This is a genomic window from Albidovulum marisflavi (genome assembly GCF_025751435.1).
Classification (GTDB): domain Bacteria; phylum Pseudomonadota; class Alphaproteobacteria; order Rhodobacterales; family Rhodobacteraceae; genus Albidovulum; species Albidovulum marisflavi.
Genome location: NZ_JAOWKY010000001.1, coordinates 951,881 through 966,839 on the forward strand (window position 1 = coordinate 951,881; position 14,959 = coordinate 966,839).

A 14,959-nucleotide genomic window follows, 5' to 3' on the forward strand; every position below is an offset into this window, starting at 1 on the left:
ATGCCCTCCCTAGGGATTATGTTATATACTTTATTTGCTTTTTGAGCTTTTGTTGCGCCGAGCAGTCAGAAGCTGGCGCCAGTCACAAAATCGACCGATTTGCCGGTCAAGAAGTGGGCGAAGGTTTCTGGAATCGCCGGACGGAGCGCGCCTCCGATCCGGACTCGTATTGTTGAGGAGGCGAACAGTCATGGCAATTTCCGACTCATTCTGGGTGCGCGCGGATAGCGTTACCGCAAACAACGCCACGCTTAACCCGATCAAAACCAGTGGGAGCGGCGGCGTCCCCGTCACACAGATCTATTTTGAATCGGGCACGCTGGGCAGCAACACCACCGGCGACCTGCAATTGGACTACATTGATGGCGCGACCGCCGACCCGGACACCACGGTGTGGATCGACGGCGTCGAGTACAACTTCATCTACGTTCTGTCGGGCACGTTGCCCGACAACTCTCAGACGAACGGCCAGCAAACCCAAACCGGGCTGGTTGGCAAAGAGGTAACGCTGATCGAAGTCATCGGCCTGCCTTCTGGCAACAGCAACAATACGCAGTTCTTCTTCGTCAACGACGGAACGGCGACGCAGGCGCAGATGGAAGCGTTTGGTACCGGCGCAATTCCGCTGACATCCACGACGACCACGCCGCCGCCCGTCTGCTTCCTGCGTGGCACTCTGATCGCGACGCCTTCGGGCGAGGTCCCTGTCGAGAGCCTGAAGGAAGGCGACGAGGTGCTGACCGCTTCGGGCAGTGTGGCGACGGTGCGCTTCGCCGCGTCGCGCGTTCTGAGCGACAGCGAACTGCGCTTCCGCCCGGAAATGCGCCCGGTCTGCATCCCTGCCGGCGCAATGGGCGATGGGCTGCCGAAGTCCGACCTTTGGGTTTCGCCGCAGCACCGCGTTCTGGTTCGTGGCTGGGAAGCCGAGATGCTGTTCGGCGAGCCCGAGGTTCTGGTCGCTGCAAAGCATGTGAAGGTTGCCGCCCCGCATGTCCCGCAGCCCGAGGCGGTAGAATACTTCCACCTCATGCTTGACCGTCACGACATCGTGCTGTCGAACGGGGCCGAGACGGAAAGCCTGTTCCCCGGCGACACAGCCATCGCCAGCCTGACCGATGAGGCCCGCGCCGACATGGAGCGTGCGTTCCCGGAATTCGCGGGTGACTGGACGTTCTATGGCCCGACCGCGCGCCGCACGCTGACAGCGAAAGAGGCCGAGGCGCTGTGGACAAAAATGGCCCCGCTGGGAGCCCAGGCCGCGAAAGCCGTCGCCTGACGACCCTTGTGATTGTGACGAAAGGGCCGGCATTGCCGGCCCTTTTTGCTTGCGCCCGGTCAGAGCCGGTCCAGAAGCGCCCGCGTCGGCCAGGCGTCGGCGGGAAGGCCAAGCCGCTCTTGTTCCTTCTGTACGGCCTCGCGCGTTTTCTCTCCAAGGATCCCGTCGATCTTGCCGACGTCGTGACCGCGCGCGGCAAGCCTCTGCTGAAGTGCCTTCATCTCCTTGTCGCCAAGCCCCGGTTCAGGGTTGCCCGCATCGAAGACCGGCGCCCCGTCGAGCCGGGTCGCGAAATAGGCGGCAGTGTTGACGTAGACGAAGCTTTGGTTCCACTTCAGATAGACATGGAAGTTCGGATAGGCGATGAAGGCCGGTCCCTTGCGTCCCACCGGCAGGAGAATCGACCCCTTCAGGTTCCGCGCAAGCTCACCCGAGTGCGCCTTGACCCCACGCCTTGCCCATTCGTCGACGGGCAGTTCGTGATCCAGCCCGGTGAGCCGCCAGTCCAGATCTTCGGGAACCGTGACCTCTTGCAGCCAGGGTTCGTTCGCACGCCAGCCGAAGCCCTTGATCATCTTCGCGCCGCTCATCAACGCATCGGCGGCCGAGGTTTTCAGCCGCACATGCCCGTCGCCGTCGCCATCCACGCCGTTGCGCAGGATATCCTCGGGAAGCATCTGCACCTGGCCGATCTCGCCGGCCCAGGCGCCGGTCGTGCTCGCGGGGTCGAAATCGCCCCGCTCGAAAAGCTCGATTGCGGCCAGCACCTGAGGGCGGAAAAGGTGCGGTCTGCGGCAGTCATGGGCCAAGGTGACAAGCGCGTTCGCGGTGTTGAAGTCACCCTGAACCGCGCCGTAGTCCGTTTCCAGCGCCCAGAACGCCAGCAGCACCCCCCTTTGGATCCCGAAGTCGCGTTCGATCCTGTCGAAGACGTCGGCGTATTTCCGTGCATTGTTGCGCCCGTGATCAAGCCGGTTCTTGCTGATCACGGCTTGAGAGAACTCTATGAAGGTCTTCTTGAAGAAGCCCTGGGCCCGGTCCGCCTTGATCACCTTCTGATCAAGCCGGATTGGGGCAAAGAAGGCGTCGACAGTCTTGGGGGCGTGCCCGTTCGCGACGGCTTCTGACTTCAATCCATTGATGAATGAGGAAAAATCTCCTCCGCACTGGGCAATTGCGGGGGCGGGGATCAAGGACAATCCGGCAAGAAACGCGGTTCTCAAAAACATCTGTACCTCCGATACGGCGGTGCGAAGATTAGCGTGCCGACAGCCCATGGCAACATGCTGGCCTGTCAGCCAATGTGTGTTAACGATAGCTTAACCTTTCGTGCTGAAAGATTCAGGCAGCTAGGCGTTCGGCCCATAAGGCCGACGCCGCAGGGGGATGTCGATGCAAGTGCTGATTGTCGAAAGCAATGCCAGTCTGCGCTGGCTATGGCAGCGACATCTGGAACGGCGCGGCTTCGCGGTGGAGTTGGCGGGCAGCCAGGAGGAAGCGGCAGAGGCGATATCCGAGCGGACCCATGACATCATCGTCCTGGATGTCGTCCTGGAAGAGGGAAGTGCGCTGGCGGTCGCGGATTACGCAAGCTACCGAAGGCCGGAGACGCGCGTCATCTTCGTGACCTCGTCCACCTTCTTTTCTGACGGATCGATCTTTGCTCTGGCGCCTAACGCCTGCGCCGTCCTTCCCAGCGGCACGTCGCCGGATGACCTCGTCACCGTCGTCGAACATTATGGCACGCGCAGCTGAGCGTCCCACAATTGTTTTCAGCTTGGGGTCAACGCCCGTTTCAGCGCGGCGAATGATGAAAATCCCGGCCGTCACATATCCTTAACTTGATTTGACGAAGCATCGGGGCAAGGCTGTTGTTCATGGGGGGTGGATGATGACGGATATCTTGCCGAAAGAGGTTCGCGCCGGGCTGGAAGAGGCGCGCAAGAGAGATCTCAGAAAGCGATCTCGGCTGCGCGTCATGGTCGGGGACGAAGTGTATCCCATTCTGCGCTTCTGGGAGGACGGATTCGCGCTTGACGCCGATCAGGTGCTGCAACTGCGCGGGCTGGTCGATATCTACGATGGATCGCGGCACCTCTGGCAGTGCCTGATCATTGCGTCCGAGGTCGAAGAGGGCGAGCTGATCTGCGTGATGAAACGGTCGACGGCCGCACTGGACCGCGCGCCCATCGACTACGTCCGTGACGAAAACGGGCCGGTCGGCTACCTGCCACGCTCCTAGGGGCTCCGGGCCTTTCGCAAAGCGAAGGACCTGACCGTCTTGCCGCGACGGCTGCGCCGCCAGGGGCGCTGAATACGGTTATTGCAGGTCCCGGAAGGCGTGGTGCATCCGCGATAGCGCGTCTTCGATCCTCGCGCGCTGCGTGCCGATGTTGAAGCGCAGGAAGCTTTCGCCCCCACGCCCGAACACCGCGCCAGGACTTGCCGCGATCTTCGCGTCCTTAGCAACGCGTGCCGAGTATTCAGCATGCGTCATGCCGGTGTCTGCGAAATCGACCCAGGCAAGATATGTTCCCTGCATCGGTTGCGCCTTCAGCCCCGGAATGGCGTTGATGCCCTCGACGAACAGCCTGTGGTTGGCATCGAGATAAGCGCAAAGCGCATCGACCCATTGCGCGCCCTCGGGCGAGTAAAGAGCGGGCGTCATGCGCATCGACATCGAATTCGGCGAGATCGCAAGCTGTGCCAGCCGCTTCTGATAGGCGGCCCGCAGCTTCGGGTCCGGAATGATCACGTTGCCGCAATGCATGCCCGCGACGTTGAAGGTCTTGGACGTCGCCGTCATCATCAAGAGGCGATCGGCGACTTCCGGCGCTGCGACTGTCATCGGGATATGCTTGTGCCCCGGATAGACAAGATCGTGGTGTATTTCGTCCGAAACCAGGATCAGATCGTGGCGACGGGCAAAGTCGGCGACGGCCCGCAGTTCCGCGCGCGTCCAGACGCGGCCACCGGGGTTGTGGGGCGAGCAGAGGATCAGCATCCTCTCTTCTCCGGTCATCATGCCGTCCCAGGTTTCGAAGTCCATGGCGTAAACCCCGTCGCGCAGCACAAGCGGACATTCGACCAGCTTGCGGTCATTGGCGCGGATCACGCGTCCGAATGCATGGTACACAGGGGTCATAAGGATCACGCCGTCGCCGGGGCGCGTGAAGGTTTCCAGCGCCATCGAAACCGCGTTGACGATGCCGTGGGTCGTGAGGATGGCAGCCGGGTCGACCTGCCAGCCATGCCGGGTCTGCATCCACCAGGCTATCGCGCCGTCATATTCCCGCGTGTCGCCGAAATAGGTGAAAAGCCCACGCTCTGCGGTGTCGATCACGGTGCGCAGCATGCCCTCGGGCGGGCGGAAATCCATGTCGGCGACCCACATCGCAAGCCCGTCCTCGGCAGAGACGCCCATGGATTTTTCCATGGTGTCCCACTTGCTGGAGTGGGTGCCGCGATAGTCGATGATGTCGTCGAATGACATGCCTGGCCTCCGATGATGCGCCGCGTACCCTAGCCGACGCGTAGCCGGACGCAAGTGCCGGACGCGCCAGCGTCTCAGGCCATTGCACCGCGCCGGGCCATGCCCTAAATCAGCCGCATGAGCATACGTCCGATCCTTATCCATCCCGATCCGCGCCTGAAAAAGCTGTGCGCCCCCGTGACCGAAATCACGGACGATGTGCGTCGGCTTGCTGATGACATGCTGGAAACCATGTACGACGCACCCGGTGTCGGCCTGGCGGGACCGCAGGTCGGGCAGATGAGCCGCATCTTCGTCATGGACTGCGTCAAGGAGGAAGGCGCCGCGCCCCGGCCGATGGTGCTGATCAACCCCGAGATCACCTGGCGCTCGGACCTGACGAACGTGCACGAGGAGGGCTGCCTGTCCATCCCGGAACAATACGCCGAAGTCACGCGCCCGGCCGAGGTCCGTGTCCGCTGGCTCGACCTGGCGGGCAAGACGCAGGAAGAACATTTTTCGGGCCTCTGGGCGACCTGCGCCCAGCACGAGATCGACCATTTGGACGGCAAGCTTTTCATCGACTACCTTACCCCGCTCAAGCGTCAGCTGATCACGCGGAAGATGGAAAAGCTGAAGCGGGAACGGGCGCGCGCGTGACCGTCCGCCCGTTCGTTCCCTGGCCCGACAAGCGGCTGCGCACCCCGGCTGAGCCGGTCCAGGCGGTGACCGAAACCGTGAGAATGGTCTGGGAAGACATGGTGGAAACCATGGATGCGATGCCGGGCTACGGTCTGGCGGCGCCACAGATCGGGATGATGTTGCGGCTGGCGGTCGTTGATTGTTCGGACAAGCGCGGGCAGGCGGTCAAGATGGCCAATCCCGAGGTTCTCCATTCGTCGATCCAGATGCGGCGGCACGAAGAGGCCAGCCCGAACCTGCCCGGCGTTTCTGCCGTGATCGAGCGGCCGAGGGCGGTGACGGTCCGCTTCCTGAACGAGGCGGGCGAGATCGAGGATCGGGATTTCGTCGGCCTCTGGGCCACGAGCGTCCAGCACCAGATCGATCATCTGAACGGCAAGATGTATTTTGACCGGCTCTCGCCGCTGAGGAAAAAGATGCTGGTGGCAAAGGCGGACAAGCTGAAGAAGCGCGTCTGAGCGAAACCGCCGAAGACCGCCCGGACCCCGTTCGGGGGTTTTCGCGCGACCAAGAAGGGGGCAGGACATGCGGGTCGTCTTCATGGGAACACCGGAGTTTTCGGTGCCCGCGCTTGAGGCGCTTCACGCGGCGCATGAGGTGGTCTGCGTCTACTGCCAGCCGCCGCGCCCGGCAGGCCGCGGCAAGAAGGACCGCCCTTCACCGGTGCAGACAAGGGCCGAGGCGCTTGGACTGCCAGTGCGCCATCCCGCCTCGCTCAAGGGCGCGCCTGAGCAAGCCGAATTTGCGGCGCTTGGCGTGGATGTGGCCGTGGTTGTGGCATATGGGCTGATCTTGCCGCAGGCCGTTCTGGATGCGCCAGCGAAGGGCTGCCTGAACATCCATGCCTCGCTCCTGCCGCGCTGGCGGGGGGCGGCGCCCATCCATCGCGCGATCATGGCAGGAGACGCCGAAACCGGCGTCGCGATCATGCAGATGGAGGCCGGGCTGGATACCGGGCCCGTGCTGATCGAGGCGCGGACCAAGATCGGGGCCGAAGAAACCACCGCCGACCTTCACGACAGATTGTCCGCAATGGGTGCCGATCTCATCGTCGAGGCGCTGGATCGGCTTGATACGCTGGTGCCCACGCCACAGGATGCGGTTGGCGTGACCTACGCGGCGAAGATCGACAAGGCCGAAGCGCGGGTCGATTGGTCGCGCCCGGCGGTCGAGGTGGACCGGCAGATCCGGGCGCTGTCGCCATTTCCCGGTGCCTGGACCGAGATTGCCGGGGAACGGATCAAGCTGCTCAGGTCGCGCTTGGCCAAGGGTTCAGGCGTGCCGGGGCAGGTTCTGGGTGGGCTGACGATCGCGTGCTCCGACGGCGCAGTGGAAATCACCCAGGCGCAGCGCGAGGGTAGGCGGCCTATGGGAACGGATGAGCTTTTGCGCGGTCTGACCTTGCCGGAACGTCTGGTCTGAACGCCTGCTTCGCGCGATAATGCGCGCCGTGGAGGACGCGATGCACATCATTGCCCTTATCATCATTGGCGCTGCTGCCGGTTTTCTGGCGACCCGGCTCATGAAGATCGAAGCCGACATCCTGACGACGACGGCAATCGGTGTCTTTGGCGCGCTGATCGGCGGCCTGGCCTTGCGCGGCCTGATCGCGGTCACTGGCTTCGCCGCGGGATTTGTCGGCGCGGTGCTTGGCGCGATGCTCCTGATCTGGCTCTGGCAGACATACGGGCCAAGGCGGCACTAGACCCGGTTCGGCCCGCCGGAACTAGAACCTGTCGGCGCGCACGGCATCGGCACCTTCCGCGGGCGTGTTGCCATGGATCCAGCCTTCGATCATCGCGGCGGTGATCGGCGCCAGCGTCAGTCCGATATGGCCATGCCCGAATGCGAAAAGGACGTCATCCCCCTCGCGGGACGGGCCGATCACGGGCAGGCTGTCTGGGATCGAGGGGCGAAAACCCATCCAGTCTCGGTCAGGAGGTGGAAGGTTCGGGAAGATTTCGCGGGCGCCTTCCAGAAGCCGTGCTTTCCTGTGGGGCGAGGGCGGCGCCTTCAGCCCGCCAAGCTCGACCGTGCCCGCGACACGCAGACGCCCCGCCATCGGGCACATGTAGAAGCCGCGATCGGTGGGGCAGACAGGGCGGGTGACCGGCGATCGGTCCATGTTCCATTCAAGGTGGTAACCGCGTTCGGTATCAAGCGGGATCCGGTCGCCCGCCTGCCAAGCCAGCGCGCGAGAGTGGGCGCCAGCCGCGATGACCGCATGGCGGACGGTCACATCCAGGCCCGGCCCCGACAGGCGAACCCCGCCGCTGGTCCGTCGAAGGCCAGCCACGCGCGTGGTCAGGAAGCTGGCGCCACGGGCGGCGGTCGCCTTGGCAAGCTCTCCGACCATGCGGCCCGGGTCGGTCATGAAAAGGGCATTGGGAAAGAACGCCGCTCCGCCGCCGTCGACCGGCAGGCCGGGTTCAAGTGCGGCCAACTCGGCTGGCGTCAGGCGCTCGACGGTAACGCCGCAGGCTTGTCGGAAGCGCAAGTCAGACTCTGCCGCCGAAAGCGCGCGATCGGTCCGGTACCAGTACAGGCAGCCGCGATCCTGCAGGATCTCCGCCGCGCCTATGTCCGCCGCAAGGGCCTGCCAACGCGGTGCGGCGTCGGACAACAGGGTCGCCAGCGCTTGCGCGTTGCGCCGTGCCGCCCCAGGCAGGGATTGCCGTGCGAAGCGCAAGAGCCAGGGCGCCAGCGTCGGCAGGGCCGCCTTGCGGATCGCAAGCGGTGAATTCCGGTCGAACAGCAATGAGGGCAGATTTCTTAGGACGTCAGGCGTGCCGACAGGTTGCACGGCATAGTCCGCCACTGTGCCGGCATTGCCGTAGGACGCGCCAGAGCCCGGCGGTTCGGGATCGATGACAACGACCTCGTGCCCGCCCGATGCCAAGCGGTGCGCGATGGCAAGACCCACCACGCCCGCGCCGACAACCGCGATCTTTGCGGATTCGGACATGTTCCCCCTTTCGGCCGCTGACCGAATTCAGCCGTCAGGCGCGGGGGCCAATGCCCCCCCTGTCGCGCCCTTGATCTACATGCAGGCCTGATAAAGCGCGCGCGTGTTTTCGCGCGTCATCTCGACCGGATTGCCGCCGCAGGAGGGATCTTCAAGCGCCATTTCGGTCAGTTCGTCCAGCCGGGCGGAATCGACGCCCATGGCGCTCAGGTTCTCGGGGATGCCAAGCGCTGCCCGCAGATCCATGATCCGCGCGCGGAAGCCGTCAAAGCCACCCTGAATGCCAAGATACGCTGCAGCCTTTCCGATCCGGTCTTCGATCGCATGACGGTTGAAGTCCAGTACCATGGGCATGACGACCGCGTTCGTGGTGCCGTGGTGGGTATTGTAGACCGCGCCCACGGGATGGGACAGCGAATGGATGGCGCCAAGGCCTTTCTGGAAGGCGACCGCCCCCATGGCGGCGGCCGACATCATGTGTGCGCGCGCCTCAAGATCGGTGGGGTTGGCGTAGACCTTGGGCAGGTTTTCGAACACCAGCCGCATGCCTTCCAGCGCGATGCCCTGGCTCATCGGGTGGTAGAAGGGCGAGCAATAGGCTTCAAGGCAATGGGCAAGCGCATCCATGCCGGTGCCGGCGGTAATGAACTTCGGCATGCCGACGGTCAGTTCCGGGTCGCAGATCGTGACCGCGGGCAGCAGCTTCGGGTGGAAGATGATCTTCTTCTTGTGGGTCGCGGAATTGGTCAGAACCCCTGCGCGGCCGACCTCGGACCCGGTGCCCGCTGTGGTTGGCACGGCGACGATGGGGGCGATAGTGGCGGCATTGGCGCGGGTCCACCAGTCTCCGATGTCCTCAAGGTCCCAGACGCTGACGGGTTGATCGACCATGAGCGCGATCATCTTGCCAAGGTCCAGCGCGGAACCGCCGCCAAAGCAGACGACGCCGTCGTGGCCGCCTGCACGGTAGACCTTGAGCCCGGCTTCCATGTTCATCTCGTTCGGGTTCGGGTCTACCTCGGAAAAGACGGCCCGCCCAAGGCCCGCCGCGTCCAGGATGTCCAGCGCCTGCGCGGTGATCGGCAGGCTGGCCAGCGCCTTGTCGGTGACAAGAAGCGGGCGCTTGATGCCAGCCGCCTTGCAATGGTCTGCAAGTTCCCTGATGCGGCCGGGGCCGAACTTGACGGCGGTCGGGTAGGACCAGTTTGCGGTCGGGACGGTCATGCTTTCACCTTGCGGAAGTGGTAGGAACGGGGACGGGTGACGGACTGATAGCCAAGCTTGGACAGGCCGACGCCGCGGCCGGTGTCCTTGCAGCCGGTCCAGCAGATCGCCGGGTCAAGGTAGTCGGCGCGGTTCATGAAGACGGTGCCGGTTTCGATGCGGCGAGCGATGGACCAAGCCCGGTCTTCGTCCTTGGTCCACAGGCTGGCGGTCAGGCCATAGGGGCTGTCGTTCATCAGCCGAAGCGCCTCGGCATCGTCCTTGACGGGCATGATGCCGACGACGGGGCCGAAGCTTTCCTCGGTCATGACGCGCATGGAATGGTCGACGTTGACCAGAACCTGCGGCATCAGGTAGGCGCCGCCATCGTCGGCAGGGAAGTTCTGCCGCTCGATCAGCGGGGTTGCGCCGGCAGACACGGCCTCGGCCGTCTGGGCGCGCACGGTTTCCGCGAAGCGCCTGTTCGCCATGGGCCCCAGCGTGGTTTCGGCGTCGAACGGGTTCCCGAGCTTCAGCGTGTTGACCCAGGCCACGGCCTTGTGGACGAAGTCGTCGAAGAGCTTGTGGTTGACGTAGATCCGCTCGATCCCGCAGCAGCACTGGCCGGCGTTGTACATCGCGCCGTCCATCAGCGTGTCGACCGCCCAGTCGATGTCGGCGTCCTCCATCACGTAGCCCGGGTCCTTGCCGCCCAGCTCAAGCCCGAGTGCGGTGAAGGTGCCAGCGGCGGCGCGCTCGATCGCCTGACCTCCGCCGACGGAACCCGTGAAGTTCACGAAGCCGAAGGACCGGTCCGCGATGAGCTTTTCGGTGCCCGCGTGGTCAAGAACGACGTTCTGGAACACCTCGGCGGGGATGCCAACGCTGTGCAGGGCCTCGGCGATGCGCTCACCCACCAGAAGCGTCTGGCTCGCATGCTTCAGGATCACAGCGTTCCCGGCGATCAGCGCCGGAACGATCGTGTTCATCGCGGTCATGTAGGGATAGTTCCACGGCGCGATGACGAAGACGACCCCGTGGGGCGCAAATTCGATCCGGCGGGCGAAGCGGTCGGTTTCCTCGACCGTCATCGGGGCCAGCGCTTCGGCCGCGATACCGGCCATGAAGTTGGTCCGTTCGTTCAGCCCGCCGAATTCACCGCCGAAGCGCGTCGGGCGGCCCATCTGCCAGGCCAGTTCCTCGACGATGCGTTCCTTGTCGGCGTTGAGGTTGGCGACGCCCGCCTGCACAAGTGCGATGCGTTCGTCCAGGGGCCGCGCCGCCCAGGCCGCCTGCGCCGATTTCGCGCGCGCGACACAGGTGGCGGCGGCCTCGTGCGACAGCGCTGTCCGTTCGGCATAGACCCGCCCGTCGACGGGCGAGATACATTGGATGATCCTGGTCATTTGGTCCTCGCTTGGCGCAGATGCGCCGGTCGTGTTCTCAGAGCCGTTCGAAGCCCCGTTTCAGTTCCCAGTCCGTCACGACGCGGTTCTGTTCGGCGATCTCCCAGTGCGCCGCGTGGACGTAATGGTCTACCACTTCATCCCCGAAAGCCGCGCGCAGCATCTTGGACTTGGACATCAGATCGGCCGCCTCGCCCAGTGTCTTCGGGATCTCGCGCACGCGTTTGGCGTGGTAGATGTCGCCCGAAATGGCGGCTTCCAGTTCCAGTTTCTGTTCGATCCCCGCGAGCCCCGCGGCGAGAAGCCCCGCGCAGGCCATGTAGGGGTTGAGATCGGCGCCGCCGATCCGGCACTCCACCCGGATGCCCTTGGTTCCCTCGCCGCAGACGCGGAACCCAGCGGTGCGGTTGTCCAGGCTCCAGACCGCCTTGGTGGGGGCGAACATGCCCACGACGAAGCGCTTGTAGCTGTTGATGTACGGGGCCAGAAGCGGGGTGATCTCACGCGCGTAGGCGAGTTGTCCGGCGACGTAGTGGCGCATCAGGTCCGACATGCCGTGCGGGGCTTTCGGGTCCAGGAAGGCGGGCTTGCCGTCCTTCCAAAGCGACTGGTGGACATGGCTCGACGATCCTGCGCGTTCGTGGCTGTACTTTGCCATGAAGGTCGCTGCGTGCCCGTGCTGATGGCAGATTTCCTTGACGCCGTTCTTGATGATCGTGTGGTTGTCGCAGGTGTCCAGCGCGTCGGAATACTTGGCGTTGACCTCTTCCTGGCCGATCTCGGCCTCGCCCTTGGAGCATTCGATCGGCACGCCCGCGTCCCACAATCCGTTCCGGATCGCGCGCATCACGCCCTCTTCCTTCGTCGTGCCGAAGATCGCGTAATCGACGTTGTGCCGGCCCAGCGTCTGAAGGTCACGGTAGCCGCTTTCGTTGATGGCGTCATAGCTGTTGGCGAAAAGGAAGAACTCAAGCTCGGTCGCCATCATCGCGTCGAAGCCCATCGCCTTGGCGCGCGCGACCTGCCGTTTGAGGATCGCGCGGGGCGACACGGCGACCTCTTCGTGGGTGTGGTGGTCAAGGAGGTCGGACATCACCATGGCGGTGCCGGGAAGCCAGGGCACGCGGCGCAGCGTCGACAGGTCGGGCTTCACGATGTAGTCGCCGTAACCCTTCGTCCAACTGGCGGACTTGTAGCCGGGGACCGTGAACATCTCGACATCCAGCGCGAGCAGGTAGTTGCAGCAGTGGGTTTCCTCATGCCCGCCATCGACGAAGTGCTTGGCCACGAAGCGCTTGCCCATGAGCCGCCCCTGCATGTCCACGATGCAGACCAGGACAGTGTCGATTTCACCTGCGGCGACGGCCTGCTTGAGCGCGTCAAAGGTCAGGTTTGCGGGCATTCGTGGCTCTCCTCGTTCGTCAGGGCGGGCGGATTCGCGCCGCTGTCGATGCACTCTATTATTTGATCAAATTCTTGGGAAGGGGCGGCGAGATGGCCGCCGCCCCGCTTTTCCTCAGCTGTAGCGGTAAGGCTTGCCGGCCTTCACCATGGTTTCGTTGTAGCGCTTGAAGATGTCGACGACCTTCGCCTTCAATTCGCTTTCAGCCGCGATCTCGTCCCAGAATTTGTGGGCCTCGTCCTCGACCGTCTGCCATTCGCTGTCGGGAATGGTGGTGGACTTCAGCTTGGTTTCGTTCACGCGCAGGTTGGCCTCGCCGTTCCAGTACCAGTGCTGGCGATAGTAGTGCGAACTGTCGAAGCAGACCTGCATCAGCTTCTGCAGATGCGGCGGCACTTCGTTCCAGCGGTCCATGTTGGCAAAGAAATGGCCGATCCAGGCGCCAGAGATGTTGTTGGTCAGGAAGTACTCCGTCACGTTCGCCCAGCCCGAGGTGTAGTCCTCGGTGATGCCCGACCAGGCAATGCCGTCCAACTCGCCCGTCTGAAGCGCCACCTCGGCGTCCTCCCAGGGCAGCGTGACCGGAATGACGCCGAAGCGCGACAGGAACCGGCCAGCGGTCGGGAAGGTGAAGATGCGCAGCCCGTTCAGGTCGGCAAGCGAGGTGATGGGCTTGTGGGTCGCGAAGTTGCACGGGTCCCAGGACCCGGCAGAGATGTGCTTGACGCCGACCTTGGCGTATTCTTCCTTCCAGATCTCGTCGAGCCCCCAGTGATTGAACAGCGCGGGCACGTCCAGCGAATAGCGCAGGCCCAGCGGGAAGTAGCCGCCGAACACCGTCACCTCGGTCGGGGAGGCCATGGAGTCGTCGTCCGATTGCACCGCGTCGATCGTGCCCTTCTGCATGGCGCGGAACAGCTCGCCCGTTGGCACCAGCTGGTCGGCGTAGAAAAGCTCGATCTCCATTTGACCATCGGCGATCTCGTTGAAATCCTTGATGCACTGGTCAACGACCTCGACCGCCAGCGCGGGTCCGGCATAGGTCTGCATGCGCCACTTGATCGGCGCGGACTGGGCATGAACAGCCGGGGCGGCCAGCGCCGAAGCGCCCACCGCGGCGCCAGAGGTCAGGAACTTCCGTCTTGTCGTCGTCATCTCTCTCTCTCCTTGCTGGTTACAGGGCGCCCCTCTTGCGTGGGCCTTGGGGTCAACGGGAATAGACGTGGTTTGGCAGCCAAAGCGCGATTTCAGGGAAGGCCATGACGATGGCCAGGGCCAGGATCATCACGCAGACGAAGGGAACGATGGAGCGATAGATGTCGTGGATGGTCACCTCCTTGGGTGCCATCGCCCGCATCAGGAACAGATTGTAGCCGAAGGGCGGCGTCATGTAGGCGATCTGGCAGGTGATCGTGTAAAGCACGCCGTACCAGATCAGATCGAAGCCAAGAGCCTTGACCAGCGGCACATAAAGCGGCGCCACGATGACCAGCATCGCGGTGTCGTCCAGAAAGGTACCCATGATCAGGTAGCTCAGCTGCATCATGATCAGGATCTGCCATGCCGACAGGCCCAGACGGTCGACAAAGAAGCCTTCGATCGACTTCACCGCGCCCAGTCCGTCGAACACCGCGCCGAAGGCGAGTGCGGCAAGGATGATCCACATGAACATGCAGGAAATCGCCAGCGTTTCGCGCGTCGCCGTTTCGAACACGGCCCACGTGAAGCGCCCCTTGATGATCGCGGCAAGAACCGAGGCCATGGCACCCACGACCGAGCTTTCCACCAGACTCGTGTACCCCGTCACGAAGGGCACCATCATCGACACGAAGATGATCAGCGGCAGAAGGCCAGCCCGCAATAGCCGCAGCTTTTCGGCGCGCGTGATCTGCGCGCGCTCCTCGGCCGACAGAACGGGGCCCAGGCTGGGCGTCACCTTGCAGCGCAGCCAGATGTAGAGGATGAAGAGCGTCGCCATCATCAGGCCGGGGAACACGCCCGCAAGCCACAGCTGGCCGACCGGCTGTCGGGCGATCATCGCGTAAAGAACAAGTACCACCGACGGCGGGACAAGGATGCCAAGGCTCGATCCGGCCTGGATGACCCCGGTCACCATCAGCTTGTCGTAATTGCGCCTGAGCAGCTCGGGCAGCGCGATGGTGGCGCCGATCGCCATGCCCGCGACCGACAGCCCGTTCATCGCCGAGATCACTACCATCAGTAGGATCGTGCCGATGGCAAGCCCGCCGGGCACCGGACCCATCCAGACGTGGAACATGCGGTAAAGGTCGTCCGCCAGGCGGCTTTCGGACAGCACGTAGCCCATGAAGATGAACATCGGCAGCGTCAGCAGCGGATACCACTTCATCAGTTTCATCGCGGCGGCAAAGCCCAGATCCGAACCGCCGACACCCCAGAGGGAAACCGACGCAAGCACGGCGACGAAGCCGATCGCCCCGAAGACGCGCTGCCCCGTCATCATCATCAGCATCATCGTCGAGAACATCATGATCGCGATCATGTCGTATGACAT

15 protein-coding genes are annotated in these 14,959 nt (G+C 63.7%); 7 read left to right on the forward strand and 8 right to left on the reverse strand.

Annotation, left to right across the window (positions count from 1 at the left end; translation table 11 throughout):
* Nucleotides 1–190 precede the first annotated feature (190 nt).
* The gene (locus OEW28_RS04580) at nucleotides 191–1,276 is read left to right on the forward strand and encodes a Hint domain-containing protein (protein ID WP_263733519.1); all 1,086 of its coding nucleotides are present in this window, start codon (nucleotides 191–193) and stop codon (nucleotides 1,274–1,276) included.
* Between the two features lie 59 nt (nucleotides 1,277–1,335).
* Here the strand turns inward: OEW28_RS04580 and OEW28_RS04585 are convergent, their stop codons facing one another.
* Nucleotides 1,336–2,505, reverse strand: coding sequence for a lytic murein transglycosylase (locus OEW28_RS04585; protein ID WP_263733520.1), 1,170 nt, complete (start codon nucleotides 2,503–2,505; stop codon nucleotides 1,336–1,338).
* A 163-nt stretch (nucleotides 2,506–2,668) separates the two neighbouring features.
* Between OEW28_RS04585 and OEW28_RS04590 the strand changes: the two genes are divergently transcribed.
* Both OEW28_RS04590 and OEW28_RS04595 read left to right on the forward strand, forming a co-directional pair.
* Nucleotides 2,669–3,031, forward strand: coding sequence for a response regulator transcription factor (locus OEW28_RS04590; protein WP_263733521.1), 363 nt, complete (start codon nucleotides 2,669–2,671; stop codon nucleotides 3,029–3,031).
* A 136-nt stretch (nucleotides 3,032–3,167) separates the two neighbouring features.
* A complete protein-coding gene (locus tag OEW28_RS04595) occupies nucleotides 3,168–3,518 on the forward strand; it encodes a hypothetical protein (RefSeq protein ID WP_263733522.1) in 351 nt (116 codons plus the stop codon).
* A gap of 78 nt (nucleotides 3,519–3,596) precedes the next feature.
* Here OEW28_RS04595 and OEW28_RS04600 read toward each other — a convergent pair whose 3' ends face one another.
* Nucleotides 3,597–4,769: a MalY/PatB family protein gene (locus OEW28_RS04600; RefSeq protein ID WP_263733523.1), complete on the reverse strand. Its 1,173-nt coding sequence runs from the start codon at nucleotides 4,767–4,769 to the stop codon at nucleotides 3,597–3,599.
* Nucleotides 4,770–4,886: 117 nt separating this feature from the next.
* Between OEW28_RS04600 and def (OEW28_RS04605) the strand changes: the two genes are divergently transcribed.
* The 4 genes from def (OEW28_RS04605) to OEW28_RS04620 all read left to right on the forward strand — a co-directional run bounded on the left by def (OEW28_RS04605) (nucleotide 4,887) and on the right by OEW28_RS04620 (nucleotide 7,155).
* Nucleotides 4,887–5,408 (forward strand): peptide deformylase, encoded by a 522-nt coding sequence (gene def, locus OEW28_RS04605; RefSeq protein ID WP_263733524.1) that lies wholly within the window; start codon nucleotides 4,887–4,889, stop codon nucleotides 5,406–5,408.
* On the forward strand, nucleotides 5,405–5,908 hold the full coding sequence (gene def, locus OEW28_RS04610; protein ID WP_263733525.1) for a peptide deformylase: 504 nt from the start codon (nucleotides 5,405–5,407) through the stop codon (nucleotides 5,906–5,908). Before def (OEW28_RS04605) ends, def (OEW28_RS04610) begins: the two co-directional genes overlap by 4 nt.
* Before the next feature lie 67 nt (nucleotides 5,909–5,975).
* Nucleotides 5,976–6,872 (forward strand): methionyl-tRNA formyltransferase, encoded by an 897-nt coding sequence (fmt, locus tag OEW28_RS04615; RefSeq protein WP_263733526.1) that lies wholly within the window; start codon nucleotides 5,976–5,978, stop codon nucleotides 6,870–6,872.
* Between the two features lie 40 nt (nucleotides 6,873–6,912).
* Nucleotides 6,913–7,155 carry a GlsB/YeaQ/YmgE family stress response membrane protein gene (locus OEW28_RS04620; protein WP_263733527.1) on the forward strand — a complete coding sequence of 81 codons (243 nt, stop codon included), beginning with the start codon at nucleotides 6,913–6,915 and terminating at the stop codon, nucleotides 7,153–7,155.
* A gap of 21 nt (nucleotides 7,156–7,176) precedes the next feature.
* Here the strand turns inward: OEW28_RS04620 and OEW28_RS04625 are convergent, their stop codons facing one another.
* The 6 genes from OEW28_RS04625 to OEW28_RS04650 form a co-directional block, all read right to left on the reverse strand.
* The gene (locus tag OEW28_RS04625; RefSeq protein WP_263733528.1) at nucleotides 7,177–8,415 is read right to left on the reverse strand and encodes an NAD(P)/FAD-dependent oxidoreductase; all 1,239 of its coding nucleotides are present in this window, start codon (nucleotides 8,413–8,415) and stop codon (nucleotides 7,177–7,179) included.
* Nucleotides 8,416–8,490: 75 nt separating this feature from the next.
* Nucleotides 8,491–9,639, reverse strand: coding sequence for an iron-containing alcohol dehydrogenase (locus OEW28_RS04630; protein WP_263733529.1), 1,149 nt, complete (start codon nucleotides 9,637–9,639; stop codon nucleotides 8,491–8,493).
* Nucleotides 9,636–11,024, reverse strand: a complete 1,389-nt coding sequence (locus tag OEW28_RS04635; RefSeq protein ID WP_263733530.1) for an aldehyde dehydrogenase family protein — start codon at nucleotides 11,022–11,024, stop codon at nucleotides 9,636–9,638. The genes OEW28_RS04630 and OEW28_RS04635 overlap by 4 nt, the downstream gene beginning before the upstream one ends.
* Before the next feature lie 37 nt (nucleotides 11,025–11,061).
* Nucleotides 11,062–12,426 carry a glutamine synthetase family protein gene (locus tag OEW28_RS04640; protein ID WP_263733531.1) on the reverse strand — a complete coding sequence of 455 codons (1,365 nt, stop codon included), beginning with the start codon at nucleotides 12,424–12,426 and terminating at the stop codon, nucleotides 11,062–11,064.
* 114 nt (nucleotides 12,427–12,540) lie between these two features.
* Entirely contained in the window at nucleotides 12,541–13,581 is a 1,041-nt protein-coding gene (locus OEW28_RS04645; RefSeq protein WP_263733532.1) for a TRAP transporter substrate-binding protein, read from the reverse strand.
* A gap of 52 nt (nucleotides 13,582–13,633) precedes the next feature.
* Entirely contained in the window at nucleotides 13,634–14,959 is a 1,326-nt protein-coding gene (locus OEW28_RS04650) for a TRAP transporter large permease (RefSeq protein ID WP_263733533.1), read from the reverse strand.

Excerpts from the sequence above, each read along its gene's own strand:
- OEW28_RS04580 (WP_263733519.1), top strand. The coding sequence starts at position 191 with ATGGCAATTTCCGACTCATTCTGGGTGCGCGCGGATAGCGTTACCGCA.
- OEW28_RS04585 (WP_263733520.1), bottom strand. The coding sequence starts at position 2,505 with ATGTTTTTGAGAACCGCGTTTCTTGCCGGATTGTCCTTGATCCCCGCC.
- OEW28_RS04590 (WP_263733521.1), top strand. The coding sequence starts at position 2,669 with ATGCAAGTGCTGATTGTCGAAAGCAATGCCAGTCTGCGCTGGCTATGG.
- OEW28_RS04595 (WP_263733522.1), top strand. The coding sequence starts at position 3,168 with ATGACGGATATCTTGCCGAAAGAGGTTCGCGCCGGGCTGGAAGAGGCG.
- OEW28_RS04600 (WP_263733523.1), bottom strand. The coding sequence starts at position 4,769 with ATGTCATTCGACGACATCATCGACTATCGCGGCACCCACTCCAGCAAG.
- def (WP_263733524.1), top strand. The coding sequence starts at position 4,887 with ATGAGCATACGTCCGATCCTTATCCATCCCGATCCGCGCCTGAAAAAG.
- fmt (WP_263733526.1), top strand. The coding sequence starts at position 5,976 with ATGCGGGTCGTCTTCATGGGAACACCGGAGTTTTCGGTGCCCGCGCTT.
- OEW28_RS04620 (WP_263733527.1), top strand. The coding sequence starts at position 6,913 with ATGCACATCATTGCCCTTATCATCATTGGCGCTGCTGCCGGTTTTCTG.
- OEW28_RS04625 (WP_263733528.1), bottom strand. The coding sequence starts at position 8,415 with ATGTCCGAATCCGCAAAGATCGCGGTTGTCGGCGCGGGCGTGGTGGGT.
- OEW28_RS04630 (WP_263733529.1), bottom strand. The coding sequence starts at position 9,639 with ATGACCGTCCCGACCGCAAACTGGTCCTACCCGACCGCCGTCAAGTTC.
- OEW28_RS04635 (WP_263733530.1), bottom strand. The coding sequence starts at position 11,024 with ATGACCAGGATCATCCAATGTATCTCGCCCGTCGACGGGCGGGTCTAT.
- OEW28_RS04640 (WP_263733531.1), bottom strand. The coding sequence starts at position 12,426 with ATGCCCGCAAACCTGACCTTTGACGCGCTCAAGCAGGCCGTCGCCGCA.
- OEW28_RS04645 (WP_263733532.1), bottom strand. The coding sequence starts at position 13,581 with ATGACGACGACAAGACGGAAGTTCCTGACCTCTGGCGCCGCGGTGGGC.
- OEW28_RS04650 (WP_263733533.1), bottom strand. The coding sequence starts at position 14,959 with ATGTCATACGACATGATCGCGATCATGATGTTCTCGACGATGATGCTG.